The sequence below is a fragment of the Dickeya zeae NCPPB 2538 genome (assembly GCF_000406165.1).
In the GTDB taxonomy this organism is placed as follows: Bacteria; Pseudomonadota; Gammaproteobacteria; order Enterobacterales; family Enterobacteriaceae; genus Dickeya; species Dickeya zeae.
The window spans coordinates 495,148-519,761 of sequence record NZ_CM001977.1; the positions used below are offsets into that span (position 1 = coordinate 495,148).

The 24,614-nt window shown below is 55.5% G+C and carries 22 protein-coding genes; 12 read left to right on the plus strand and 10 right to left on the minus strand.

Annotated features, from left to right (window positions below; translation table 11 throughout):
- Positions 1 to 350 precede the first annotated feature (350 nt).
- The 8 genes from DZE2538_RS02270 to DZE2538_RS02305 all read left to right on the plus strand — a co-directional run bounded on the left by DZE2538_RS02270 (position 351) and on the right by DZE2538_RS02305 (position 9,909).
- The gene (locus DZE2538_RS02270) at positions 351 to 1,895 is read left to right on the plus strand and encodes an ABC transporter substrate-binding protein (protein WP_038915482.1); all 1,545 of its coding nucleotides are present in this window, start codon (positions 351 to 353) and stop codon (positions 1,893 to 1,895) included.
- Positions 1,896 to 1,941: 46 nt separating this feature from the next.
- Positions 1,942 to 2,859, plus strand: coding sequence for an ABC transporter permease (locus DZE2538_RS02275; protein ID WP_023638802.1), 918 nt, complete (start codon positions 1,942 to 1,944; stop codon positions 2,857 to 2,859).
- Between the two features lie 9 nt (positions 2,860 to 2,868).
- The gene (locus DZE2538_RS02280) at positions 2,869 to 3,795 is read left to right on the plus strand and encodes an ABC transporter permease (protein WP_038915483.1); all 927 of its coding nucleotides are present in this window, start codon (positions 2,869 to 2,871) and stop codon (positions 3,793 to 3,795) included.
- 157 nt (positions 3,796 to 3,952) lie between these two features.
- Positions 3,953 to 5,002: an ABC transporter ATP-binding protein gene (locus DZE2538_RS02285; protein ID WP_038915484.1), complete on the plus strand. Its 1,050-nt coding sequence runs from the start codon at positions 3,953 to 3,955 to the stop codon at positions 5,000 to 5,002.
- On the plus strand, positions 4,999 to 5,862 hold the full coding sequence (locus DZE2538_RS02290; RefSeq protein ID WP_038915485.1) for an ATP-binding cassette domain-containing protein: 864 nt from the start codon (positions 4,999 to 5,001) through the stop codon (positions 5,860 to 5,862). The genes DZE2538_RS02285 and DZE2538_RS02290 overlap by 4 nt, the downstream gene beginning before the upstream one ends.
- A 42-nt stretch (positions 5,863 to 5,904) precedes the next feature.
- The gene (locus DZE2538_RS02295; RefSeq protein WP_038915486.1) at positions 5,905 to 7,323 is read left to right on the plus strand and encodes a M20 family metallopeptidase; all 1,419 of its coding nucleotides are present in this window, start codon (positions 5,905 to 5,907) and stop codon (positions 7,321 to 7,323) included.
- A gap of 393 nt (positions 7,324 to 7,716) precedes the next feature.
- Positions 7,717 to 8,649 (plus strand): LysR family transcriptional regulator, encoded by a 933-nt coding sequence (locus DZE2538_RS02300; protein ID WP_038915487.1) that lies wholly within the window; start codon positions 7,717 to 7,719, stop codon positions 8,647 to 8,649.
- Positions 8,650 to 8,892: 243 nt separating this feature from the next.
- Positions 8,893 to 9,909, plus strand: coding sequence for a 1-aminocyclopropane-1-carboxylate deaminase (locus tag DZE2538_RS02305; RefSeq protein ID WP_038903189.1), 1,017 nt, complete (start codon positions 8,893 to 8,895; stop codon positions 9,907 to 9,909).
- A gap of 73 nt (positions 9,910 to 9,982) precedes the next feature.
- Here the strand turns inward: DZE2538_RS02305 and DZE2538_RS02310 are convergent, their stop codons facing one another.
- The 3 genes from DZE2538_RS02310 to DZE2538_RS02320 form a co-directional block, all read right to left on the minus strand.
- Positions 9,983 to 10,483, minus strand: coding sequence for an Lrp/AsnC family transcriptional regulator (locus DZE2538_RS02310; RefSeq protein WP_016943234.1), 501 nt, complete (start codon positions 10,481 to 10,483; stop codon positions 9,983 to 9,985).
- 222 nt (positions 10,484 to 10,705) lie between these two features.
- Entirely contained in the window at positions 10,706 to 11,236 is a 531-nt protein-coding gene (locus DZE2538_RS02315) for a chorismate mutase (RefSeq protein WP_023638809.1), read from the minus strand.
- Positions 11,237 to 11,627: 391 nt separating this feature from the next.
- Positions 11,628 to 12,863 carry an MFS transporter gene (locus DZE2538_RS02320; RefSeq protein WP_038915488.1) on the minus strand — a complete coding sequence of 412 codons (1,236 nt, stop codon included), beginning with the start codon at positions 12,861 to 12,863 and terminating at the stop codon, positions 11,628 to 11,630.
- Between the two features lie 448 nt (positions 12,864 to 13,311).
- On the opposite strand from DZE2538_RS02320, the gene DZE2538_RS02325 reads away from it, so the two are divergent.
- Both DZE2538_RS02325 and DZE2538_RS02330 read left to right on the plus strand, forming a co-directional pair.
- Positions 13,312 to 14,022, plus strand: coding sequence for a phosphohydrolase (locus DZE2538_RS02325; RefSeq protein ID WP_038915489.1), 711 nt, complete (start codon positions 13,312 to 13,314; stop codon positions 14,020 to 14,022).
- 152 nt (positions 14,023 to 14,174) lie between these two features.
- On the plus strand, positions 14,175 to 14,981 hold the full coding sequence (locus DZE2538_RS02330) for an IclR family transcriptional regulator (protein WP_023638812.1): 807 nt from the start codon (positions 14,175 to 14,177) through the stop codon (positions 14,979 to 14,981).
- A gap of 124 nt (positions 14,982 to 15,105) precedes the next feature.
- Here DZE2538_RS02330 and DZE2538_RS02335 read toward each other — a convergent pair whose 3' ends face one another.
- From DZE2538_RS02335 to rhaB, 5 genes are all read right to left on the minus strand, one after another.
- On the minus strand, positions 15,106 to 16,701 hold the full coding sequence (locus tag DZE2538_RS02335; RefSeq protein WP_038915490.1) for a methyl-accepting chemotaxis protein: 1,596 nt from the start codon (positions 16,699 to 16,701) through the stop codon (positions 15,106 to 15,108).
- A gap of 767 nt (positions 16,702 to 17,468) precedes the next feature.
- A complete protein-coding gene (gene rhaM, locus DZE2538_RS02340; protein ID WP_012883208.1) occupies positions 17,469 to 17,783 on the minus strand; it encodes an L-rhamnose mutarotase in 315 nt (104 codons plus the stop codon).
- Between the two features lie 180 nt (positions 17,784 to 17,963).
- The gene (gene rhaD, locus DZE2538_RS02345) at positions 17,964 to 18,794 is read right to left on the minus strand and encodes a rhamnulose-1-phosphate aldolase (protein ID WP_038915491.1); all 831 of its coding nucleotides are present in this window, start codon (positions 18,792 to 18,794) and stop codon (positions 17,964 to 17,966) included.
- Between the two features lie 23 nt (positions 18,795 to 18,817).
- The gene (locus DZE2538_RS02350) at positions 18,818 to 20,074 is read right to left on the minus strand and encodes an L-rhamnose isomerase (protein WP_038915493.1); all 1,257 of its coding nucleotides are present in this window, start codon (positions 20,072 to 20,074) and stop codon (positions 18,818 to 18,820) included.
- Positions 20,071 to 21,543: a rhamnulokinase gene (rhaB, locus tag DZE2538_RS02355; protein ID WP_038915494.1), complete on the minus strand. Its 1,473-nt coding sequence runs from the start codon at positions 21,541 to 21,543 to the stop codon at positions 20,071 to 20,073. Before rhaB ends, DZE2538_RS02350 begins: the two co-directional genes overlap by 4 nt.
- Positions 21,544 to 21,890: 347 nt before the next feature.
- Between rhaB and rhaS the strand changes: the two genes are divergently transcribed.
- Both rhaS and rhaR read left to right on the plus strand, forming a co-directional pair.
- Complete coding sequence (rhaS, locus tag DZE2538_RS02360) at positions 21,891 to 22,727, plus strand: HTH-type transcriptional activator RhaS (RefSeq protein ID WP_012883212.1); 837 nt, start codon at positions 21,891 to 21,893, stop codon at positions 22,725 to 22,727.
- 44 nt (positions 22,728 to 22,771) lie between these two features.
- Positions 22,772 to 23,626 carry an HTH-type transcriptional activator RhaR gene (gene rhaR / locus DZE2538_RS02365; RefSeq protein WP_038915495.1) on the plus strand — a complete coding sequence of 285 codons (855 nt, stop codon included), beginning with the start codon at positions 22,772 to 22,774 and terminating at the stop codon, positions 23,624 to 23,626.
- 15 nt (positions 23,627 to 23,641) lie between these two features.
- On the opposite strand, the gene DZE2538_RS02370 is transcribed toward rhaR, so the two are convergent.
- Both DZE2538_RS02370 and DZE2538_RS02380 read right to left on the minus strand, forming a co-directional pair.
- Positions 23,642 to 23,980: a hypothetical protein gene (locus tag DZE2538_RS02370; RefSeq protein WP_038913009.1), complete on the minus strand. Its 339-nt coding sequence runs from the start codon at positions 23,978 to 23,980 to the stop codon at positions 23,642 to 23,644.
- 289 nt (positions 23,981 to 24,269) lie between these two features.
- Positions 24,270 to 24,521 (minus strand): hypothetical protein, encoded by a 252-nt coding sequence (locus tag DZE2538_RS02380; RefSeq protein ID WP_038915496.1) that lies wholly within the window; start codon positions 24,519 to 24,521, stop codon positions 24,270 to 24,272.
- Between the last annotated feature and the right edge of the window lie 93 nt (positions 24,522 to 24,614).

The window sequence follows — 24,614 nt, forward strand, 5'->3', positions numbered from 1 at the left end:
ATCGCTCCCGCATTCTTTATTTGCCATCATGCTTTCACAAAAATAGAAATAACCTCTCCTTATTACGCATCACGCAAATGGTGCAGTCCGATTGTTTTTTGCACTGAAATAGACCCGTTACTGTAGAAATGGCACCGGGCGTGATTTATCCCGCTGTTTTTGTCATTCATTTTTATTATTGCCAGAGGTAATACATCCCCTGTTTATTGGCGCTTTCTCTTTTTGAGAAAGCATGTATCGAAAATCGGTAACGAGAATAATCCTTATTTGGCGCTGCTCTTGCAATATCACCGATGAATGCTTTGGGGTAGAGATCCTTTTTATTCATCCTTCTGGTGGTGGAGAACAGCATGGCTCGTAATCTGGCAAGACATATTCGGAAATCTGTTCGGAAATATGCATTAACCGCGTTACTGGCAGGTGTTTCCTGCACCAGCTATGCCGGCAAACAAAATGACACGCTGGTTTACGCCTCCGACAGTGAGGTGGAAAACGTCAGTCCGTACCACAATAACATGCGCGAAGGGGTGATTCTGGCGCACCTCGCCTGGGATACGCTGATTTATCGCGATCCGAAAACCGGGGAATATAAAGGTGAGCTGGCGACCGATTGGCAATGGGAATCGCCCACAGTATTACTGCTGCATCTGCGTAAAGGGGTGACCTTCCATAATGGCGATGCCTTTAGCGCCGATGATGTGGTGTACACCTTCGACAATATCGCCGGGCCGAATACCGCCTCGGTGATTCCACAAAGCGTGGATTGGATCGATAAGGTGGAAAAAGTAGACGACTACACGGTGCGTCTGCATCTGAAAAAACCATTTCCGGCAGCGCTGGAATATTTATCCGGCCCGACACCGATTTACCCCGCCCACTATTTTCAGCAGGTGAAACTGGAAGGCTTTAGCAAAGCACCGGTTGGCACCGGTCCGTACAAAATAGTTAAGGTCATGCCGGGGCAAGGCGTGATGATGGTGAAAAACCCGGACTATTTCAAAGACAGCCCCATCGGGCAGCCCAAAATCGGCAAGATACAGTTTGTGGTGATCCGCGACCCGGAAGCGCGTGTGGCCCAGTTGATGACCGGCCAGGTGGACTGGATCTGGCGCGTGGCGTCGGATCAGGTCGATTCGCTATCGGCCATGCCGAATATCGCGGTGAAAAGCGGTGAAACCATGCGTGTCGGCTTTTTGGCTCTGAACACCAACGCCACCGGCCCGGAAGGCGTGCCGTTCAAAGACTTGCGCGTGCGTCAGGCGATCAACTACGCCATTAACCGTCAGGCGATGGTCGATAATCTGGTGCGCGGCGGCAGTAAACCGGTGTACTCCGCCTGTTTTCGTACCCAGACCGCCTGCGATGCCAGCCAGGTAATCCAGTATCCCTATGACCCGGCCAAAGCGAAACAACTGCTGGCGCAAGCGGGCTATGCCAATGGGTTTGATACCGATCTGTGGGCGTACCGTGAGCGCGATTACGCTGAGGCCATTATTGGCGATTTACGCAAAGTCGGCATCCGTGCTCGGCTGCATTTTGTGCAGTACCCGGTGATGGCGAATGCGCTGGCGTCGGGGCAGGCCCCACTGGCGTTCAGCACCTGGGGATCGTTCTCTATCAATGACGCAACCGCGTTCGTCACCCCTTATTTCGGCGGCAAAGGCAGTGATATCTGGAAAGACCCCGCCGTGATGGCCGAACTGGCACAGGCGGATACCGTGATAGACCCGCAGCAGCGCCGCGCACAGTATGCCGCGCTGTTGGGGCACATTTCGGCGCAAGCCTACATGGCTCCGCTGTTCTCTTATTCCACCCATTACGCGTTTACCGCTGACCTGAACTTTCAGGACTGGCCGGATGAACTGCCGCGTTTCGCCGAAGCGAGCTGGAAGTAAGGGTGGCCGGGACACTGACCGCACGTGAGAGGTAAGGAGTGGGCTTATGGTGAAGTACGTTTTTCAACGGTTACTGGTGGCGCTGGCGGTGTTGTTTACCGTGGCGGCGGTCAGTTTTTCGCTGCTGCATCTGTCTGGTGATTTGGCGACCGCCATCGCCGGGCCGGATGCGACCGCCGAAACCATCGCCCAGATTCGGGTACAGAATGGGTTGGATAAACCGTTGCTGAGCCAGTTCTCTCACTGGATGTGGTCGGCGCTGCAACTGGATTTTGGCCGCTCATTCTATTTTGAAAACACAGTGATGGAACTGGTCGGCCAGCGTATGCCGGTCACCCTCAAGCTGGGTGGGGTGTCGTTGCTGCTGGCGTTAACGGTGGCTATCCCGCTTGGGGTGCTGGCGGCGGTCTTTCGGGATACCTGGGTCGATCGCTTCGCCATGCTGGTGTCGGTGGTGGGGCAGGCGATGCCCAATTTCTGGTTCGCGCTGGTGTTGATCCTCATTTTTGCCGTCGGGCTGAAATGGCTGCCGGTAGCGGGTAACGGTAGCTGGCAACACTTTGTGCTGCCCGCAGTGGCGCTGGGGTATTACGCCATGCCATCGCTGATGCGTCTGACCCGCTCCGGCATGCTCGACGTGCTCGGCTCCGACTACATCCGCACCGCTCGGGCCAAAGGGCTGAGCGCCTTTAAGGTGGTGGTCAAGCACGGTTTGCGTAACGCCATCATCCCGGTGGTGGCACTGGCGACGGTGGAACTGGGGTTCATGCTCGGTGGTTCGGTGGTGATCGAATCGGTGTTTTCGTTGCAGGGGCTGGGACAACTGGCGTGGGATTCCATCGCCCGCAACGACTTCCCGGTAGTGCAGGCCATCGTGTTGATCATTGCTGTGTTTTACATCGGGTTGACGTTTCTGGCGGATGTGCTCAACGCGCTACTCGACCCACGACTGCGCAGCAGATAAGGAGCCGTGATGAAAACTGCAATAGCACGACTGGCCGTGAGAATGAAAACCGCGCCGCAGCCTGGCCTGTTGCCGGAACCTGGGCCGTGGCAGCGCTGGCAGCGCAAGATTCTGGGGCACCACGGCATGACGATTGGGCTGTTGATTCTGGGGGCTATCGTGTTGCTGGCGCTACTGGCCCCGCTCATCAGCCCGCACGACCCCTATGCGCAGGATGTCAGCCGACGGTTGATCCCACCGGTGTGGCATGACAAAGGCAGTTGGACGCATCTGCTCGGTACCGACAAGCTGGGGCGGGATTACCTGAGCCGCCTGCTGTTCGGTGCCCGGGTGTCGCTCGCCATCGGGCTGGTGTCGGTGATGCTGGCAGGCACCATTGGCATTGCGCTGGGGGTACTGGCGGGGTACTTCGGCGGCCGGGTCGACGCGGTGGTGAGTTATCTGCTGACCGTGCGGTTGTCGATGCCGGTGATCCTGGTGGCGCTGGCACTGGCCTCGCTGGTGGGCGGCTCGGTCAAGGTGGTGATTATGCTGCTGGGCTTACTGTTATGGGACCGTTTTCTGATTGTCTCCCGCACGGTGACGCGTCAGCTACGCGAGGCTGAATTTATCGCTGCGGCGCAGACACTCGGCGCGTCGTCGCTGTTCATCATGCTGCGGGAGATTCTGCCTAATCTGCTGGGGCCGCTGACCGTAGTGGCGACGCTGGAAATCGCCCATGCCGTTTTGCTGGAAGCGACGTTGTCATTCCTCGGCCTTGGCGTACAACCACCGATGCCCTCCTGGGGGCTGATGGTGGCGGAAGGCAAAGCCTACATGTTCTTTCAGCCGTGGGTGATTGTGATCCCAGGTGTGGTGCTGGCGCTGTTGGTGTTGAGCATCAATCTGGTGGGTGACGGGTTGCGCGATGTTACTGCGCTGGATGGCCGCAACTGAGAGCCTACCCCACTAGGCTATTTTACTTGCCATTTTGGACCTGGGCAGTGCTCGAAATCCTCACGTACTACGTGTACGTTCCGGTTTCTCCGCGCTGTCCGTGTCCAAACTGGCTGCGCCAATGACGCCTATTGGGATAGGCTCTGAGGAGAACGCTATGCATACAACGATTGAAACTACCGGTGGGGCCAATCTGGCGGTTGGAGAGCAGAGCAAGGGGCAGGCTGAGATCGTGCTGGAGGTGAAAAACCTGCGGGTCGATTTGACGACGCCGCGCGGCACGTTGCACGCGGTGCGCGGCATCGATTTTTCGGTCCGGCGCGGTGAAATGCTGTGTCTGGTTGGTGAATCGGGGTGTGGCAAATCGATGACCTCGCTGGCGTTGATGGACCTGCTGCCACGTAATGCCGAGCGTCGTGCCGAGACGTTGCAGTTTCGTGGCACTGACCTGTTGGCGCTGAGCCCACGTGAGCGAGCGGCGTTGCGAGGCAGCCAGATGGCGATGATCTTTCAGGAGCCGATGACCTCGTTAAACCCGTCGTTCACGTTGGGAGATCAACTGTGTGAAACGCTGCTGGCGCACCGTAAGGTCTCGAAAGCCGAGGCTCGTGAACGAGCGGTGTACCTGATGAATCGTGTTGGCATTCCCATGGCGGCGGAACGACTACGGCAGTATCCGCATCAGCTCTCTGGTGGCCTGCGGCAACGCATCATGATCGCCATGGCGCTGATGTGCGGCCCGGAGTTGATCATCGCTGATGAACCGACCACCGCGCTGGACGTCACCATTCAGGCGCAGATCCTGCGGATGTTGCGCGAGCTGCAACAGGAATTTGGCACCGCGGTGGTATTTATCACCCATGACCTTGGCGTGGTGGCACGTATCGCTGACCGGGTGGCGGTGATGTACGCCGGGCAGGTGGTGGAAACCGCGCCAGTGATGGAACTGTTCCACCAGCCTTGTCACCCGTATACCCGTGGCTTGCTGGAGTGTATTCCGGTAGCCGGACGTACCGTGCCGGGTGAGCCGTTGCAGGCGATCCCCGGCGTGGTGCCGAGTTTGATCGGGCCGCAACAAGGCTGTGCGTTTCGCAACCGTTGCCAGCAGTGTCGCCAGGATTGTGCGCAGGAGCCGCCCTATGTGACGCTGACGGAAAACCATGCGGTACGTTGTGTGGACGCCGTGATGACGGAGGTAGCGGTATGAACCCGATAACCGCAGCAGGCGGTCGTGTGTTGCCACCTATTCCCGGCAACGATGATATTGCGCTGGAACTGTGTGCACTCAGCCGGGTGTTCCGACTCAACCGCGGGATGTTTTCAGCGCCCGGTGAAATCCGTGCGGTGGACAATGTGTCTTTACGCATTCGCCGGGGGGAAACGCTGGGGCTGGTGGGTGAGTCCGGCTGTGGCAAGAGTACGTTGGCGAAAATGCTGCTCGGCCTGCTGCCGCCCACATCCGGCAATGTGTTGATTGAAGGGCGTGAGATAGACGCGGGCGATCGCCGTGAGTTGGCCTGCCGCATGCAGCCTATCTTTCAGGATCCTTACTCCTCACTCAACCCGCGCCGCACGGTGGCGGATATCGTCGAAGTGGCGTTACGGCTGCACCACATCGGCACACCAGCGGAGCGTAAACAGCGGGTACGCGAGATGCTCGACAGAGTGGGGATGCCAGAGCGTACCCACGGTCAGTACCCCGGCCAGCTTTCTGGTGGTCAGCGTCAGCGGGTGGCGATTGCCCGCGCCTTAATCCTGCAACCGGCGATCCTGATTTGCGACGAGCCGACCTCCGCGCTGGATGTGTCGGTACAGGCACAGATCCTCAACCTGCTGTTGATGCTGAAAAAAGAGCTGGGCCTGACCTATCTGTTTATCAGCCATAACCTGTCGGTGGTGGAATATCTGGTGGATCACGTGGCGGTGATGCGTAAAGGCGCGATTGTTGAACAGGGCACCCGTGAGCAGGTGTTTGGCGCGCCACAGCACCCTTATACCCGCGCGTTGCTGGCATCGGTACTGACGCCTGAGCCGGGGCTGGGAATTCCGACGATTGAGGTGGCGTAACCCACGCAATCCGCAGAACGTGAACAGAAAAAAGGATCAACGATGACACGTGAAGAGATGATGCAACATGCGGCGGCGTATTTTGACTCCGGCGTATTTCGTAACGTGCTGGCACGCCGGGTGGCCTGCCAGACGGAAAGCCAGAACGTAGAGCGCGCCCCGGCGCTGATGGGCTACCTGACTGACGAGATGATCCCGTTGCTGGAAGCCATGGGGTTTGAGTGCCTGATTGTGCCGAATCCGGTGGCGGATCGCGGGCCTTTTCTGCTGGCGCGCCGCATGGAGCCAGCGGCGGCACTGACGGTGCTGACCTACGGCCACGGCGACGTGGTGATGGGCGATGCGGCACGCTGGCGCAGCGGATTATCACCGTGGACGCTGACGGCGGACGGTAACCGCTGGTACGGGCGCGGCACCGCCGACAACAAAGGCCAGCACACCATCAATCTGGCGGCGCTGGCTGTGGTACTGAGCGCCTGTGAAGGCCAGCTGGGCTACAACGTGAAGCTGATTCTGGAAATGGGCGAAGAGTGCGGATCGCCCGGTCTGGATGCCGTGTGCCAACAATACCGTGACTGGCTGGCGGCGGACCTATTCATCGCTTCGGACGGCCCGCGCGTCAGTGCGGAACGGCCGACCCTGTTTCTGGGTTCCCGCGGTGTATTCAACTTTGGCCTGCAATTGACGCTGCGTGACGGCGCGCACCATTCCGGCAACTGGGGCGGGTTGCTCAGTAATCCTGGTATCCGGCTGGCGCACGCGATCGGCTGTCTGGTGGATGCCAACGGCCGCATTCTGGTGCCGGAACTGCTGCCGCCACCGCTGTCCGCCTCGATGCGCCACGCCTTGTCCGGTCTGGAACTGGCTGGTGCGCCGGGCGACCCGGCTATCGATCCACACTGGGGAGAACCGGGGTTGAGTGCTGCCGAAAAGGTGTATGGCTGGAATACGCTGGATGTGCTGGCGTATGTCACCGGTAATCCGGATAAACCGGCGCACGCCATCCCGCCGACGGCTCGCGCCCAGTGCCATATGCGTTATGTGCCGGGCAGCGATGTGGAACACTTTGCCGAACACCTGCGTCGCCATCTTGATGCCTGCGGGTTTGAGGATGTGGACATCATCGACCCGGAGAACTGTTTTGAAGCCACCCGCATCGACCCGGACGACCCTTGGGTACATTGGGGTGTCGCCTCTATCGAACGTTCGGTCGGCAAACAGGCGGCGGTGTTACCCAACTTCGGCGGCGGTCTGCCCAATGCCTGTTTCCTGCGCACGCTTGGCTTGCCAACGCTGTGGGTACCGCACTCGTACCCCGCCTGCTCCCAGCACGCCCCCAACGAACACCTGCTGGCGGATGTCGCGCGCGAAGCACTGCACATCATGTGTGGCCTGTTTTGGGATTTGGCACAAGAGGGCCACGGGGTGAAGACGTTAAGAGAACAACATGTGATTGCGTGAACAAATATGACTGTGTGGACACATATGACTGTGTGCCCACCGATATTACTCACATCTTGATAGTGGCGTGTGTTGCCTTCTGGCGTAAAAAATTTTGCTGAGGGATGGGGGGCCGTAGGGTGAGCCGCATGGATGCGGCGAAAACTCGTGCCGCGCCGGGAGCGCGTCACGAGAGGCCCGTTAAGCGGCCACCTATCCCGAAGGTACCGCGCTAGCGGCAAAATTTAGCCAGCAAGCCCAGGTTCACAGGGAGGCGGCGTTTGAGCCTCCCTGTGTCGGGCGGAGCGAAAAATAGTAAAGATAAAATATGAGGTTAATACGCCCGAAACCTTCTCGGATTCTGAATGTGATGGCATGACGTTTCCGATAGATTCTGTCTCTCGGAGACCCTCTATGCATAACAGTGAAATTCGTTACTTTATGGCGGTGGTGAATACCGGCTCCATTAGCGCCGCCAGTCAGCAGTTGTTTGTGGCGGTGTCCGCCATCAGTCGGCAAATTCAGCGGCTGGAGACCCGGTTGGGAATGCCGCTGTTTGAACGTAGTACCCGCGGGATGGTGCTCAACCATGCCGGGCATATTCTGGCGAATCACGTGCGGCGCAGTATGGCCGACATGGAACTGGCGATAGCGGAAATGGAAGGGATGAAGTCGGCACGCCAGACCACATTGCGGGTGGCTTGTACCGATGGGCTGGCCCTTCACCTGCTGCCAACCCTGCTGGCGCGTTTTCGTGAGCAGCATCCCTACGTCAATTTTTATCTGACGGTCGGCAGCGCCCGGCAGGTGCCGGAGTGGTTGCGTAACGGCGAGTGCGACGCGGCCCTCAAGTTCTGTCTGGCGCCGGAACAAGGCGTGGACGTGCTGGCGTCGTTTCCGGCACCGGTACTGGTGTTTATGGCGCAAGACCATCCGCTGGCCAACCGGGATTTTCAACTGGCGGATTTGAACGCCTGGCCGGTGGCACTGCCGGATCCCTCCTCGACCATTCGGCAACTGTTTGATCTCTCGTGTCGAATGAACAATGTGTTTATCGAGCCGGCGTTTACCTGTAACCACTTCTCCAGCCTGTATGACTATGTGCGCACCACGCCGGAAGCGGTCAGTGTGTGTAGCCATTTCTCCATTCTATGCCGCGCCAGACATGATGGACTGACGATGAAAGCGGTCAATCTGGATCAACTGAGTCAGCGCACCTTGCAATTACACACCGAGATGGGCAGGCCACGTACCGCGCTTCTGGAGAGCTTTTTTGCGTTCCTCAGACAGACGCTACAGCAGCACGACCAGCATAGTCGACTGGATTTTGGGCTGCCGTTACGTTGAACGCTGTGCGGGATTTTAGTGTTTTTTTGAATGAAATTTTATTTCTTTTTATTGGTTTTTATTTGAATTTAAGTTTTCATTTTTAATTTATATATTAATTTTTAATAAAAAATGAAGATAAAAACGCAATTTAAATTAAGTGGTTTTTCTGTAGTATCAAAGGTCAGCGATGAGGTGTTTTCCCTGCGAAAAACGTTCATCTGATGCCTGTTCAATCTACGTTAGCTACCCCGGAGCCTGACCATGAATCTGGAAAAATTCCCGCGTTATCCTTTAACTTTCGGACCGTCGCCGATTACCCCGATGAAACGCCTGAGTGAATACCTGGGCGGTGATGTGGAGATTTATGCCAAGCGTGAAGACTGCAACAGCGGGCTGGCATTCGGTGGCAACAAAACCCGTAAGCTGGAGTACCTGATCCCGGAAGCGCTGGCGCAGGGGTGCGACACGCTGGTGTCGATTGGCGGCGTCCAGTCCAACCAGACTCGTCAGGTGGCGGCGGTGGCGGCACACCTGGGGATGAAATGTATTCTGGTGCAGGAAAACTGGGTTAACTATGCCGACGCGGTGTACGACCGGGTGGGGAATATCGAGTTGTCGCGCATTATGGGGGCGGATGTCCGTCTTGACCCGGCCGGTTTTGATATCGGTATTCGCGAAAGCTGGAAGCAGGCGATGGAAGAAGCCTCACAAAATGGCGGTAAACCGTTCCCGATCCCAGCAGGGTGTTCTGAGCATCCGTACGGTGGGTTGGGGTTTGTCGGTTTTGCCGAAGAAGTACGCCAGCAGGAAAAAGAATTGGGCTTCAAATTTGACTATATCGTGGTGTGCTCGGTCACCGGCAGTACTCAGGCTGGGATGGTGGTGGGCTTTGCCGCTGATGGCCGCGCCCGTAACGTTATCGGTATTGATGCGTCCGCCAAACCGGAAAAGACCAAAGCGCAAATCCTGCGTATCGCGCAGCACACCGCCGGTCTGGTTGAATTAGGTCGCGAGATTACCGAAGAGGACGTGGTGCTGGATACCCGTTACGGCGGCCCGGAATACGGCCTGCCGAATGACGGCACGCTGGAAGCTATCCGCCTGTGCGCCCGTCTGGAAGGGGTACTGACCGACCCGGTGTACGAAGGCAAGTCCATGCACGGTATGATAGACATGGTGCGCAACGGCGAATTCCCGAAAGGCTCCAAAGTGCTCTATGCCCACCTCGGCGGCGCACCAGCGCTGAGCGCTTACAGCTATATTTTCCGTAATGGCTGATTGCCGCTGTGGCGATTGCTGTTGTCGCGTATAACGCCGGGCTTGCCCGGCGTTATTGTTTGCCACTTGGCTTTTAAAACACCAACTGTGTTGTCGAGAGCACTTCCCGCAAGCCGATAAAGGAGCGGATCTGACGCACACCCGGCAGGAACAGCAACTGTTCGGCGTGCAGTTTATTGAAGCTCTGGTTGTCTTTGGTGCGGATCATCAGGATGTAGTCGAACTCGCCGGTGACCACGTGGCACTCCATGCAACCGCTGATCTTCTGCACCGCGGCTTCAAAATCTTCAAAACTTTTCGGGGTGGAGCGATCAAGCACGACACCGATCAATACCACCATGCCGACATTCAACGCCTGTGGGTTCAGCAGCGCGACATAGCCTTTGATTAACCCTATCTGCTTCAGGCGTTCCACACGTCGCAGACAGGCCGGTGCGCTGAGCTTGACCTTTTCCGCCAGCGCCACATTGGAAATAGAGGAATCAGACTGGAGATAACGCAGAATCGCCAGATCAAAGCGGTCAAGATTGAGGCCTTTGTCGTCTGGGCTGTCGGCTGTCGCGTTGGTTTTCATGATGGTCGAGTCTCAGTAAGAATCTGTCTTAATGTCGGTGAGCGGCGCAGTAAAATTGCGCATAAACTGAGTATGACGCAATGTATTCAACATGGCACGGGACTTTATCGTCAGAGATTCGATGGCGCGACAGGTTTCTGTGGCGTGTGCGCTTAAAGACAAGGGGGTGGGAGGGGGAAAGCAGGAAGAGAGCGGCGCGCGCAACGGGCACGCCGCCAGAGATTATTTCTGCAATTTGGCCTGTTTCAGGGCGTTGTACAAACGTGCCTTGTCGTGTTCGCTGAGGTTCTTCTGCGTAACGGCGTGCATAAACGCCGTGTGATTCAACTGGCTCAGGCTGCCGCCTTGTTTGTGCAGCGTATCGGCGAGTTGTTGCAGCAGAACGCCGTTCAGTTTAGCGATTTGCGCGCGCACTTCGTCTAACGGACGGGGCTGCCAGTCTTTCTCCGGCACGGCCAGCCAGTCAGCGCGGTAACGATACTGAATCGCCTTGGCGGCATCCATCTGCGCTTGAATAAAGGGGGTAACGGAATCTGCATCCAGCCCGTACTGCGTGGCCTGCTGTCGGCTGGCTTTCAGTACGTTATCCTCTTGTTGCAGGTCCTCAATCGCCAGATGATGAGCCGCTTTGTAGCCAGCCACATCTTTCATGTAGCCGAGGCGTTGGTTAACCAGTGAGGCTAAATCGGCGCTTTCCGCTGCCAGCGCACTGGTGCTGATCAGGCAGGCTACCAGACACATTGTCCGTAACATATTGTCTCCAGGTGGTTGAGAGTAAAAAGGCAGAGCCACAGTATCGACTCTGTCGTCACGATGCCCGCCTGCAGCGAACACCGTGGTAACGCCTGACTATCTTAAGTGCATGACATGACATTCCGCGTCATGTGAAGGGTATGGATTCGTAACCAGACGTACCTGGTCTTTTGCATTTCGTGCGGTAGTTTCAGTGCGTTACTGTGTGTTGCCGTTTTATCTGTCCGTCCCGCCAGCCTTGGTGGCACGCCCTTCATCGCCGCAGAATCATCGGTATCTGGTGGCAGCAATCAGAAGAGCGAGCCGTGAACGCCGGTTCATTTTTATAAAATTTTCATACTGTTGGACATACATTGATACAGGTCGCCCACCGATGAAGCGAAGCATCGTATCAACGGGATATATCGGGGTGGGGAGAGGACAGCGGCGTGTTTTCCCGTTTTTTACGCCGCAGGCCAATCAACAGCCCGATGCCTGCCAGTAGCGAGAGCGTGATAGCGATATGCATAAATCGGGTCAGTGGCCAGCCCTCGTGCTCGGACAAAAACAGAAAGACTCCCATCAACGGCAGCACTGACTGATTCAGCAGCACAATGAGCGATGAAGCGCTGGCCAGTCGCTCGTAGGGGATGAGCGTCAGGCGCAGTGTGCGCATGATATTGCCGGTAAATACCTTGCCGACAATGCCCAGTGAATAGAAGGTCAGGAAGGGCCCTAACTGGTCGAGCGTCGTGGTCAGCAGCAGCGACGCGATGACGATAAGGCCCAGCCCGATCGCCAGCAGCGTTTCCCGGCTCAGACGGTTGAGGGCGGCACCATAAACTAGCGTGGATAAAAATCCTGCCGCACCGGCGCAGATATCAATGAAACCAAAATATTTCACTGATAATCCCATTCGGTTTTCAATCAATGCCGCACCGCTGGACTCCACTAACCCATCAAACATATTATTTCCCAGCGCCAGTACGATCATCAAAATAATAAATGGACTTTTGATGATCGTTAGTAACGGAAATGAATTTATTTTGGCAGATTGTGGTGTATTCATTTTATTTTCTGATACATCGTCTGATGTGAAAGTAAACAGGCGAGAAGTCAGAAAATAATAGGCGTTGCATAAATAGAGTGTGGCGGCAATATACAGTAGCGTCAGAAAACCGTATTCGTATAACACCATACCGATCAGCGGCCCCAGCACCATGCCAAGTAAATCTAATCGGGTCAATACATTGGCATCGCGGTCAATATGACGGCTGTGGGCGGCGATCAGCTTTTCCACGGCAGTAATGGTTTGCGCGTTACCGATGGAAACCCCCGCCCCCAGCAACCCACAGGTTAAGGCCAGGATCAACGGTTGTTCGTTAAAATTCAGTACCAGGCACAGCAGCAGGCAACCGAATGCCTTGAGTGCATCGGAAGCGATGGATACAGGGCGCACCCCCAAACGGTCAATCAATACGCCAAGTGCCGGGGTTATCACGATACGTGGCAGCCACCATAACATATAAGACAAGCCGGAATAGGTCAGGCTTTGGGTTTCGGCATAGACCAGTACCGGAATAAGGAACACCATCAAGCCATCGGCGATAAACACCAATGTGAGAAAAAATAGCAAAACCGGACTCATGGGATAAATACCCCTGACAGTCTCCCCGTCATGTTCAGGTGGCGGATACGCCGGTTTTTTTCGCCATCCTTGCCGATTGCTTTATCAGCGTTGATCGTTCTATCAGCATCGACTGTTCTATCCGCTGCTGAGGATGGGCTGCACCGTCGCGTCCTGCTACCCAATTATTTAGGGTATATCAGGTCATGTTTTGTAAATTAAAAAAATGACGTAAGCGGGAAGTGGAAAATAAACGCTACGGCATCGTGTAAGACGACAAATATAATAATGTGTTGCTGAGAAAGTAAATGTTTATTTATTGACAAAACAAGTAATAAACATTTTTTGTTTAAATAATTTCACCGCTTATTATCAAATTTGCAGAAAAACACTGAATGTATCAGTCATGTTGTTGTCATGACTTTCTGACTATTCTGTCACAGTAGGCAGATGAACACAGGAGTGCAGCATGGATTTACCCGGTTTTGAGCAGGAACTCAGTCAATACGTCGCCCGTCATTTGGCGGACTCCACCGATGGTGCGCATGATCACCACCATCTGGTGCGGGTGGCGAATCATGCCCGGCACATTCAACAAAAAGAAGGTGGCGATCTGCGGGTGATTATCGCCGCTGCTTATTTGCATGACATTGTGCTGGTGCCGAAAAATCATCCGGATCGTAGTCGGGCATCACGTATGGCGGCTGAAGAAGCGGTGCGTATTGTGTCGCGGGATTTTCCTGATTTCCCCCATGAGTTGCAGTCAGCACTGTTCCATGCGGTTGAAGCACACAGTTTTAGCGCCGGTATCGCCGCAGAAACCCTGGAAGCGAAAATCGTGCAGGATGCCGACCGGCTCGATTCCCTTGGTGCGTTGGGGCTGGCGCGGGTGTTTTATGTGGCGGGCATGATGGGGCGTCCGTTATTTGACTCGCAAGACTTGTTTGCCTGCGAACGTGAGCTGGACGATCGCCTCTACACGTTGGATCACTTCCGCGTCAAACTGATGCGCCTGCCAGAAACCATGAATACGGCAGAGGGGAAACGCATTGCCGAAGCGAATGCGTCCTGGCTGGTGGATTTTCTTGCCAAACTGTCGGGGGAAGTGAACGGCGACCCAACGCGGCTTGACCCGCAGGTGCGCGAACGCTTTAACGCCTGGCATCCCTGGCTGGTTTGATAACGGTCGGTTTGGGTACTGGAATCCGTGGTTTTTTGCTGTCTCTGTGACGAAGAATGGCCGCGATGTAACGCAGAGCGGCCGGGATCACGTCATATGATGTCGAATCATGTTATCGATAAGCGAAACTATTCAGTCAGAGGGACGGATGGATGGGAGCGTTGTCGCGCAGTCATGATAAACCGGCGGGTAATCAAAGCCTGTTACGGGGATTTTTGCTGCTTGAAATTTTAAGCAATTACCCGAATGGTTGCCCGCTGGCACACCTGGCCGGGTTGGCCCAGTTGAATAAAAGTACCGTGCATCGCTTGTTGCAGGGGTTGCAGGCATGTGGCTACGTGACCCCGGCACCGGCGGCGGGCAGCTATCGTTTGACCACCCGGTTTATTGCCGTCGGGCAGACATCACTGGCACCGCCAGAGGTGCTGCGGCTGATTGCCCCGCCGCTGCAGGCGTTGAACGCGGAGACCGGCGAGACCGTCAATTTTTCAAGACGTGAAGGCGACCACTGCATTTTGATCCATAAGCAGGAGCCGACGATCGGTATGTTGCGTACCCTCGCGTATCTGGGCCAACAGATGACGTTGTTCAGCTCGGCGATGGGGAAGCTGTTTTTAGCCGATGATACTGAAGACGCGCTCTTTGCCTACTGGGGCAAGCAACAGTCGTCTATTCGCAAGTTGACCCCGTATACCATTACCGATCCGTACCACATGAAGCGGGAACTGGAAGAAGTGCGTCAGCGTGGGGTGGCGTTCGACAGGGAAGAGCATGAGGTCGGCGTATCCTGCATGGCTGCGCCGGTATTGGATGCGAATCAGCGGGTGAAGTATGCCATTTCGTTGTCACTCTCTTCGGCCAAGTTGCGTCAAATCGATGAAGAAACTTTGTTAACGCCATTACGCCAGACCGCACAGGCGCTCTCGCTGGCGCTGAAAGCCCTGCCTGATGAGCAGTGAAACGCATCCTTTCGGGTTGTGGGGGTAAAGGTCAGGAGAAAAGGAGAGTGGGTGGAGTCGAAGAACAGCGAGGAACGGACAAACAGACCAAACGGGCCGTCGTAAGACGGCCCGTTTGTATCAGTTAGTTAAGACGCAGTGAGGATTGTTGAGTGTGAGTACCTAACTGGAAGAAGCGAACGGAGTCGCGCAACTGTTCACCTTGTTCCGTCATGGACTGTGCGGCAGTGGCCGCTTGCTCGACCAGCGCCGCGTTCTGCTGAGTGACGCGATCCATCTGATCGATAGCGACGCTGATTTCCTTAATCCCTTGATGCTGTTCGTTGGACGCCATCGAAATTTCCGCCACGATGTCGGTCACCTTGGTGACTGAACTGACGATTTCTTCCATCGCCTGATTCGCCGTGTCAGCATGGCGGGAGCCATCGGTAATTTTCTCGACCGTACCTTCGATCAGCGTTTTGATCTCTTTGGCGGCGTTGGCACTCTTTTGCGCCAGGTTACGCACTTCACCGGCCACCACGGCAAATCCTTTACCTTGCTCACCGGCACGTGCCGCTTCCACCGCCGCGTTGAGCGCCAGAATATTGGTCTGGAAGGCGATACCTTCAATCACCGCGATAATATCGACGATCTTCTGTGAACTGTGGGAGATTTCATGCATCCGCTTGAGCATGTCATCCACCACGTTACCGCCGTGCACCGCCGTCTGCGAGGTTTGCCGCGCCAGCTCGCTGGCCTGATGGGCGTTGTCGGCGTTACGTTTTACCGTTTCGGTAATCTGTTGCATGTTGGACGAGGTTTGCACCAACGATGCCGCCTGCTCTTCGGTACGCTGTGACAAGTCACTGTTACCCTGGGCTATTTCGCTGGCAGCCAGCGAAATAGACTCGCTGCCGTCAACAATCCCCCGGATGATTTCCGCCAGCTTGTCATTCATGAACTTCATGGTCGCCAGTAAGCTGGTGGTGTCGCCGTTACGCAGCGCAATCGGCACGCTCAGATTGCCTGATGCCACCTGATGCATGATGGCCGCGGCGTAGTCAGGTTCGCCACCCAACTGACGCGACAGGCTGCGGGTGATCAGTGTGGTGATGACCGCAGTGGCGATAAGCGCCAGCAGCAACAGACCGGACAGCATATACAGCGCATGCTGATAGCCTTCTTCTGACGCTGCCCCAGCCTGATCGCCAGAGGCAATTTCCATATCCACCAATTGCGCCAGATCTTTCATTAACTGGGTGCGGTATTTGGAGGAAACAGCACCGCTGATCTTGCTGGCTTCGTCCAGTTTTCCACCGTTAACTGCTTCAATAACCTTGGCGTTGACATCGACAAAGTTCTTAAAGTTATCCACTACCTGATTGAATAAGGCTTGTTTTTCCTGCGGTGCATTTTTCAGCAGGCTGGCGTAGTTGGCTTGTGCCTTAAGAAATAGATCCTGGTCCTGTAATAATTCAACCCGATGGCCCTCGACTTCCTGCGGTGTTTTTGAGGCGATGTATTGCACCTGCTGCAGTCGAATTTCCGACAGCATACCGCGCATTTCCAGCGTATAGCGTACTCCTGGCATACGGCTGTTTTTGAACGAGACAACATTATTATCACTGGCATTGAGCTGGTAGATAGCCACAACCCCTAACAACAACATCATAACGATGAGCACGGAGAAACCGAGCAGGAGCTTGGAGAAGACAGTTAATTGTGAGAGTTTTTTCATCGCTGCTTTCTTTTATTAACGGACGGTATCTTTAGTAACGGCATGGTAATTCAAAAATTTATTCCCGTGATAGGGTCAGGTCATCATTTTGGTAAATTGTTTTTTATTTTTGGAACAGTGTTTTTGTGACAACAATGGGTGATTTTTTGTCGTTTTTATGAGTCAGCAAAATATTTGTGGCGTGAAGCCATGGGGCGAGAGGGTGTTGTATTTCAATAACGCCATTTCATACAAAAAAATAATAGTATGAATGGGTGTCGATAACGACCGCCACGGAGCGGGCACCCGGTGGCGTTTCGCCTTATTGCGCGGCGCCCGCCGGGTTAGTTGAGATGGGAGGCTGTTGACAAACAGCGATGTTGTTTTATGAATGGTGAAGTTTGCCCGGTCAGTGAACAGTTTCGTGCGGAATAAACGGTATAATTTCTTTGCTGCTTTATCGCACGCACGACAATGAGAGGCTCAAACGCCGCCTCTCCTTGACCACTGGCTTGGTGGCTAAACAGTGGCGCTGCGCGCTACCTTCGGCGTTCGCCTTCGCTGTTCGGGCCGCCCGTGACGCGATTACTCGCCACATGCTGTGGCTCGCCCTACGGGCCAGCGTAAACGCTGTTCAAAAACGCTTTTCGCGTTTTTGTCAGACGCGGCACGGGCTTTCGCCGCGTCCAGCGGCTCACCCGGCGAAGTCATCCACCTCAGCACTGTTTGGGACGCCAGAAAACTCCACTCACCGATAATCAAGGTGTTTGTCAGCGATCTGATAGCAATTAGTCGAGATAAAAGACCGGTGCGAGTTCTGCGCTGACGGGGCTGTTGTCCGGGTTAGCAGGCATCACCTCTGTCATGTATTTCCACCAGCGCTGGCAGACGTCAGTCTGAGCGATGGCATTCCAGCGTTCCTCTGATTCGATTTCCACATACGCAAACAGCAGGTGGCGAGTCGGGTCGAGGAAAATACTGTAATGGTGCGCGCCGTGGGCTTTTAACTCGGCCTCCAGTTCCGGCCAGATAGGATTGTGACGACGCTGATATTCGTCGTGGCATTGCGCAAAAACCTGCATCACAAAGGCTTTTCTCAACATGATGGTCATCCTGTGGCGAGCGATCGCTAAAACGGTTATCCCGCATGAGGCGGGGGAAACGTCCCTGTGTCCCAGGCGGGCAGCGCGAAATCACCCGGTTTCACCCGCTGTCACCTGACGGTGAACCCGGCTGTTGTCGCTGCCCGCCGGGTGTCCTGGAGACTGAGGCGAGCCTGCCTGTTACGCGATAGGGTGCAAAGCAGCCGCCATTGGCGTAACCCCAAAGCGCTGTCCGAGGGCGATCAGCTCTTCGGTCGAGATGGTCTGTTTTTTGCCGCCCATCGAACGTACCTTGACCATCACTTCCGCCGATTTCTCCGCGGTGTCGATCAGGCCGAAGGCATCATCCAGCGAGGGGCCGGTGCCAAAAATACCGTGGAACGGCCACAATACCAGCGAGTGGTGCCGCATTTGTTCCGCTGTCGCATCGCCGATGGCGTCCGTTCCCGGCACCATCCACGGGACAATGCCGATACCGTCTGGGAATACCACCAGACATTCAGTACTGCCTTCCCACAGTTCACGGGTGAAGGTGGCGCTGTTCAGTTCCAGCACATAGCTCAGCGCGATCAGGTTGGTGGCGTGGCAATGCATGATCACCCGATCCCGCCCGCCGCTGACCTTCATACGCACGATGTGCGACTGGAAATGGGCCGCCAGCTCCGACGTTGGCAGGCCACCGTTAGTCAGCCCCCAGAAAATACGATAACCACGACCGTCGCCATTCACCTGCAACAGCACCAGATTGTCTGCCGGGTCCAGTTGCACATTGCGAAAGAACTTGCCGGATCCAGTGACGATAAACCAGCAGCCTGCCAGTTCCGGCATGGGCTGAGACAGCGTTTCATGGCGCGGGTGTGGATAGAAATCGCTTTCAAATGGCGTCACATCGTTTGTGGTCAGGCGCAGGCTGATGTTGCCGCCGTTGCGCTCATCCCAGCCTTTGAGCCACATATCGCTGGTGGCTTTGATCATTCCCTGTACAAACCAGGAGGAGAGAATTGATTGCATGGTGAATCCTTAACGTTGACAGATTAACGCTGACAGAGAACGGTGTTTTCGTAGTGGCGTACCGATTGCAGCCAGTCGCTGCCGGGCATGACGTCATGTTGCTGGCAGTAGTGCTCCCACACCGCCTGCCACGGCAGCGATTTCTGCTCTTCCAGCAGTGCCAGACGGGCGGTGTAGTCGCCGTTTTGTTCCAGCGTGCGCAGGGTGTCAGTGGGTTCCAGCAACGCGCGCAGCAAGGCTTTTTTCATGTTGCGGGTGCCGATAACCCAGGCGGCGATGCGGTTGATGGAGGCGTCGAAGAAATCCAGCCCGATATGCACCCGGTTAAACAGGTTATGGCGCACGATTTCATGGGCGATGGCTTGGGTTTCGTCGTCCAGCAGCACCACGTGGTCGCTGTCCCAACGTACCGGGCGGCTGACGTGCAGCAGCAGGCGTGGCACATACAGGCTGGCGCTGGAGATCTTGTCGGAAATCACTTCAGTGGGGTGGAAGTGCCCGGCGTCCAGACAAAGTGCCGTCTGGCGACTGGTGGCGTACCCCATGTAAAACTCGCCGGAGCCGACGGTAAAACTTTCCGCCCCTAACCCGAACAGCTTGCTCTCTACGGCGTCGATGTGGTGGGCCGGATCCAGTTTTTCCGCGATCACTTCATCCAGTGATGCCAGCAACCGCTGACGGAATGCCAGCCTGTCTACCGTCAGATCTTTCATCCCGTCCGGGATCCAGATATTCATGACCGAGGCTGTCCCCAGTTCGCGGCCGAACCAGGCGGAAATGCGGCGGCTGGCCTGACAGTGTTCTATCCAGAAGCGACGTATCTTTTCGTCCGGGTGCGACAGGGTAAACCCATCGCTACTAAAGGGGTGCGAAAAGCAGGTTGGGTTAAAATCCAGCCCCAGATGCTGTTCTTTGGCCCACGCGACCCAGTTGCTGAAATGCTGTGGTTCGATGGCATTACGCGCCACCGGCGTCTCCGATTCCAGATAGATCGCATGCAGATTAAGGCGTTTCGGGCCGGGAATGTGGCGAAAGGCTTGCTCCAGGTCGGCGCGTAATTCGCTGGCGTTGCGTGCCTTGCCGGGGTAGTTACCGGTTGCCTGAATACCGCCGGTCAACGCCCCGCCGTTGTGCTCGAAGCCGGTGACGTCATCGCCCTGCCAGCAGTGGATGGAAACCGGAATCTGATCGAGCTGGCGCAGTGCGGCATCCACATCGATATTCAGGCGGGCGTAACGTTCCTGGGCCAGACGCCAGGCTGTTTCTAGTGCGGTATTCATACGGTGAGCTCCTCATTAATCTGACACAGCGCCTGAAAGCGACGCCAGTGATCAGCAAAATCACTATCCTGTCGGGGGATAAACGGTTGTAGCGGGATGTTGTCGGTGAGAAGACGACGAAACGCCTCCAGGTTTGCCACGTCGCCCTGGGCTATCAACTGACAGCCGATATTGCCGAGGGTAGAGGCCTCAACCGGACCGGCCAGCACCGGCACCTGACAGACGTCAGCGCACAGTTGGTTGAGCAGGTGGTTGCGGCTACCGCCGCCGACAACATGCAAATGGCGTAACGGCGTACCGCGCAGCGCGCCGAGTGTCAGCAGGCCCTGACGGTAGGACAACGCCAGGCTATCCAGAATGCAGCGCACCAGCGCCACCGTGCCGACAGGCTGTGGCTGGTCGTGTTCACGGCAGAGTTCACGCAGGGCATCGCTCATGGAAGGCGGGTTAATCAGCCGTTCGTCGTTTGGGTTTATCAGGCTGACAAAGCCCGGTTGTGCTGCCGCCGCTTCAAGCAAGGCGGGCAGGTCGGTGACCTGTTGTTCCTGACATACCCGCTGCAACAGCCAGAGCCCCATAATATTTTTCAGTACCCGATAACGGCCGCCGACACCGCCTTCATTGGTGAGGTTCGCGGCCAGCGCCGCCGGGCCGGTCAGCGGCGTATGGCTTTCAATGCCGATAAGCGACCAGGTACCGGAGCTGAGATAAGCACTGTCTGCATCGGTCAGCGGGGTGGCGACCACCGCGCTGGCGGTGTCGTGGGTCGCCACGCTCACGATGGGTACCGCACGGCCGCTGGGTGCGACCCACTCCCCAAGCGTCTGGCCCGGTTGATGCGGGGTGGCAAGCCAGTTGGGCGGTATGCCCAGATAATCCAGCAGACCGTGGTCCCAGTCACCGCTGTGTAGATTCAGCAACTGCGTGGTGCTGGCGTTGGTGTATTCGCAGGCCATCTGGCCGGTTAACCGGTAGTGAAAATAGTCTGGGATCATCAGCAGATGCGCTATTTGACCCCAAACATCCGGCTCCTGCTGGCGCAGCGCCCGCAGTTGGTAGAGGGTATTGAACGGCAAAAACTGAATACCGGTCTGGCGGTAGAGGTGCTCGCGGCCCAGTTCGGCGGTGACCTGCGCCATCTGGCCGTCAGTACGATGGTCACGGTAAGAGTAGGTCAGGCCCAGCCGGTTTCCTTGCTTATCCAGCGCGATCATATCCACCCCCCAGCTGTCGATACCGATGCTGACCGGGTGAATGCCGCGGGCGTCGATGGTTTCAAGCCCGTGTCTAATCTGACGTTCCAGTTCGTCCAGATCCCACAGGTGATGCCCCTGCCAGTGACGCAGCGGGTTGCTGAAACGGTGAATTTCCTCCAGCGTTAACTGGCGGGTTTCGGTCCCCAGCGATGCCAGCATGACCCGTCCGCTGGATGCACCAAGATCGACTGCTACATAATGCCTGACCGCCATTGCCGTTCTCTCCGTTATCGATAAGGTGTGGGTGACTGTGTTTGGCAGTGTAGGAAAGTTGCGGCGGCGGCACCTTTGGGTGAGTGCCACCTGAAAAATGGGGATGGCAAAATGGCAAAGTTGGCTGTGAAGCGGTTCACGATTTGCGGTGATAGCCGGTGAGAGGCCCGCTTCAGATTGACGATAAGCGCCTGTGATCCTGACCACATTTCAGTGATTTAACGGCTGAATCTTGAAAAAATGACCTCGCGAGGGCCATGTCGCGGCGCTATTTTAAGGCGCAGGGGCCTCCCTTCAGACTACTCTCTCCGACAGGCGAATCAGTCAGGTGGAAGGGGGAATGCGACATGACACAACTTCATGGCGAGGAGTTTTTTGTTTCACCCGCGGCGACAGTAGCCGTAGAACCCCGGATGCCGCAGCACGCCTTTCCCGAGCACTATCACGACTTTTGGGAGATAGTGCTGGTCGAGCAAGGTGCCGGTGTGCACGTGTTCAACGATCAACCCTTCGCGCTTTGTAGCGGGGCGGTGTTTTTCGTGCGCGACAACGATCGCCATCTGTTTGAACAGGTGGAGGAACTGCACCTGACCAATGTGCTGTATCGCTCGCCGCGTGGGTTCCGCTTTCTGTCGGACATCGCGCCGTTTCTGCCGTATGGCGCGAATGGCGAGTGGCTGGGACAATGGCAACTGAATGCCGGGACGCAGCAGCAGGTCAAGCAGTTGATTCTGCAGCTGGCGGCGCTGGCGCGCCATGAACGACCGGAAGATATTGCGACCAGTGAAAGCCTGTTCCTGCAGATTCTGGTGCTGTTGCGGCAAAAGAGCTTTCAGACGCAGGGGGACGGCAGCGAGCGGCTGGGAATTCAGGCGTTGCTGGGCTGGTTGCAGCATAACTTCTGCGAAGAGGTGGACTGGGACACGCTGGCGGACCGTTTTTCGCTGTCGTTGCGTACGCTACACCGACAGGTAAAACAGCGCACCGGCATGACGCCACAGCGTTACCTGAACCGGTTGCGTCTGCTGGAAGCGCGGCGTCGGTTGCAGCACAGTGATGACTCGATTACCACCATCGCCCATGATTGTGGTTTCAGTGACAGTAATCACTTCTCCACCCAGTTCCGCAAAGCCTTTTCGCTGGCCCCGAAAGCGTTGCGCCATCAGGCGCTGTGTGAGGACTAAGAGCCCTAATGGGATAGGCTCTAACGTGATAGGGGCGACAGGCTGTGCTATCCCGCGGGTTAAAGCTACGAACGGAAGATTACTTTCTTACCGATAAAAATACGGTCACGGTGGCGGAGCGCAGCCCGCAGCCAGCGTTTCCGTTGCATCACCACGACTTTGACGAGCTGGTGATTGTCTGGCGCGGCAATGGCCTGCATCTGTGGAATGACGTGCCTTATCGCATCACATGCGGTGATCTGTTTTATGTCTCTGCCCGCGATCGCCACAGTTATGAATCGGTGCACGATCTGGAGCTGGACAATATTCTCTATATCCGCGAGCGCCTGACGCTACCTACCGACTGGCAAAATTTGTTGCCCGGCGGTGAGGTCCCGCAGCAACAACGTTACTGGCGGCTGGCGACCCAGAGCATGGATATCCTGCGCGACAAAGTGGAAAACCTGACGCAGGAGTGCATGAAATCGGACCCGCTGTCGTTACAGCTTAGCGAAGTACTGCTGTTGCAGATTGCACTGCTGGCGCTGCGGTATCGTTACGCACCGGAAAGCACCCAACTGGCGGATGCCCAGCAACTGGATTTACTGATGAATGCGCTGCGTGCAAGCATTGCCCGACCATTTCGGCTGGAGGATTTCTGCCAGTTGCACGGCATCAGCATGCGTAGTCTGCGTAGTCGCTTCAAACAGCAGACCGGTATGAGCGTGGCGCAATACCTGCGCCAGTTGCGGCTTTGTCGGGCAATGGAATTGCTGCGCCACAACCGGCAAACCATCAGTGAGGTGGCGGCTGAATGCGGTTTTGACGACAGCAATTATTTTTCCGTGGTATTTCATCAGGCATTCGGCGTCACCCCCAGCGGTTATCGGCAGCGCTTTCAGTCTGGCGCTAAAGTGTGAGCCGGTGGCGGCTCATTATTTCGAGGATGCTTGCCGTGCTGAGCGTGAGGTGCGGTAATAGCGCCAGAGTTTTATGATCGCTACATAAGCGAGCGTAGCGGCGATAAGATCGATAATTGACATTACCGCGATGTAGAAAAGCTCGGGGTCTTTCCAGCCCACGTTTTCTGATAGTGTTACTAACAGATCGGTTTGTTTACGGGTCAGTGGGACAGGGTAAGTATGAACATAGCGTACCGATAAGAGAAATAAAGCAAGAAATAGGAGTGTTTTGAGAATGTGATGGGCGATTTTTTTAGATCTAATAGTCATTTTCATGATATTGTTAAATGATTTTTCTTTAATGAAAATCATAAGTGTCCATCAGTTTTTTTATTATATCGTCGCCATACTTTCATGATTAATATATAGGCCACTATTGTGGTTATCAGCTCAATAACCAACATAGACGAGATATAAAGATCTTCTGGGTCACGAATACCTAATGTGGCAGACAGCTTGAAAAGCAGTGTAACCTGCTCTTTGGGCATAGGGAGCGGGTAGGTATGCACATAGCGTACTGATAGGAAAAACAAGACAATAAATAGTAGAGTTTTTATCATCCGGTGAATAAACGTGGTCATAGGCAATTTTTATTTTATGATTAATGTTTCATCGATTGATAGTATTTCCATGCTCGCATACTTAAGCCGTATAGCACCACGGTGATCATCATATTAATCATTAATACCGCCAGCAGGTAGAACCACTCCGGATCGCTAAATCCCAGGTAGTTAGCAACAGTGACAAGCCGGTCGGTCATGCTGCGGGTAAATGTTATTGGATAGGGATGAATATAGTGTAGCGATATCACGTAAAGGGTAAGAAAAAACAGTGTCTTGACCAGCTGTACCATCAGCTAAAACCTTCATGATCCATTTTGGTGTATGGCTTGCGAGTAGAAGATAGTATCACATTTATCGTCGGTACTTATCTTAGCTATGTTTAC